The following is a 1,524-nucleotide window of genomic DNA, read 5'->3' as shown; positions in this document are numbered from 1 at the left end:
GGGCTAGCGTGCGCACACATCTGCTTCGGAGAGGTGTCAAGGGAGTTTTGGTTGGGTAGCAGGTTTGGCTTGCGGGGTTGGAATCATGTGTGATTCTGTAGCTGCCATTGTTGATTCGGGAGGTTTCGACGATGGCACCGCTACTTGGATACTTCGGCGACCTGCGCCTGCAAAAAAGGGGAGCATGGTGCTGGATCGCATGTGCACGCGCGTCAGCGTGGGCCTGCGCAGGCTGGCCGATACGCGCGCGGAACAAGTTGCGTTCACGCGGCTGTTTCGCAATCCCCAGGTGACGGTGCAGGAGATCGTGCGCACGGCAGCGGCGCGAACGGGCGAGGCGGCGGCCGGCCGCCATGTGCTGATCATCGAGGACAGCAGCGAGATCAACTATGAGGCCAAGGCCTCGCGCAAGCGCGGCCTCGGGCGTGTCGGCAACGGCAAGGATGTCGGGCTGTTCGTCCACCCGGCGCTGGCCGTGGATGCCGCCGACGGTTCCGTGCTGGGGCTTGCGGCTGCCACGATCTGGCGGCGCCGGGGGCAGAAGGCGCACGACTACCAAGCCCTGCCGATCGAAGCCAAGGAAAGCTACAAATGGATCGCCACCGCCAAGGCGGCCCGCCAGGCGCTGACCGACACGCCGCTGGCTACCGTGATCGGCGACCGCGAGGCCGACATCTACGAAGTACTGGCAAGGCTGCCTGACGAGCGCACGCATGTGCTCATCCGCGCCGTGCGCGACCGGGCTCTGGGTGAGCAGGGCGGCCGTCTGTTCGGCGAGATCGCCAAAACGCCGGAAGCCGGCCGGATCGCCTTCGAGCTGCAGGCGCGTCCCGGCCGACTGGCGCGCAAGGTGCAACTGGCCGTCCGCTTCGCCGAGGTCGCCTTGCGCCAGCCGCACCTTGGTGCCGACCGCCGCGATCCGCGCGAGATCACGCTCAACATCGTCGAAGTGCGCGAGATCGATCCGCCTTCGCCCAAGGAGGCGGTGATCTGGCGACTGTTGACCACTCACACGGTCAAAACGCTCGCCGACGCTTGCCGCATGGTCGATCTCTACCGGTTGCGCTGGACCGTCGAACAGCTGTTCCGAACCGTGAAGTCGCAGGCCATCGATCTGGAGGAAAGCCTGCTTGCCGATGGTGAGGCACTCGAACGGCTGGCCGCGACCGCGCTGATCGTCGCCGTCAGGGTCATGCAACTCGTGCACGGGCGCGATGCCGCCGGCCGCACCTTCAAGGCCGCTCGCCTCTTCAGCCCCGCCGAGATCACCGTGCTGGAGGCGCTGATTGCCAGACTCGAAGGCAAAACCCAAAAGCAGAACAACCCGCATCCGCAACACACGCTCGCCTGGGCCGCCTGGTGCATCGCCCGGCTCGGCGGATGGAACGGCTACGCAAAGGAGCGGCCGCCAGGCCCCGTCACCTTCTCCAATGGGCTAAAACGCTTCCACGCCATCGCCGAGGGCTTCGCTCTTGCAAATCCAAACTAATCCCCGCCAAATCAGATGTGTGCGCACGCTAGCCC

Annotated in this window: 1 protein-coding gene; it reads left to right on the top strand. The window is 65.6% G+C overall.

Annotated features, from left to right (window positions below; translation table 11 throughout):
- The first annotated feature begins 184 nt into the window (after nucleotides 1-184).
- Nucleotides 185-1,489: an IS4 family transposase gene (locus NKJ28_RS32915; RefSeq protein WP_352579917.1), complete on the top strand. Its 1,305-nt coding sequence runs from the start codon at nucleotides 185-187 to the stop codon at nucleotides 1,487-1,489.
- Nucleotides 1,490-1,524: the final 35 nt, after the last annotated feature.

The sequence above is a fragment of the Mesorhizobium sp. M0145 genome (assembly GCF_040322355.1).
Taxonomy (GTDB): Bacteria; Pseudomonadota; Alphaproteobacteria; order Rhizobiales; family Rhizobiaceae; genus Mesorhizobium.
This window is presented reverse-complemented; position numbering and strand designations above follow the sequence as displayed.

Bases quoted from the DNA above. Each gene is read 5' to 3' on its own strand.
- NKJ28_RS32915 (WP_352579917.1), top strand. From the start codon at position 185: ATGGTGCTGGATCGCATGTGCACGCGCGTCAGCGTGGGCCTGCGCAGG.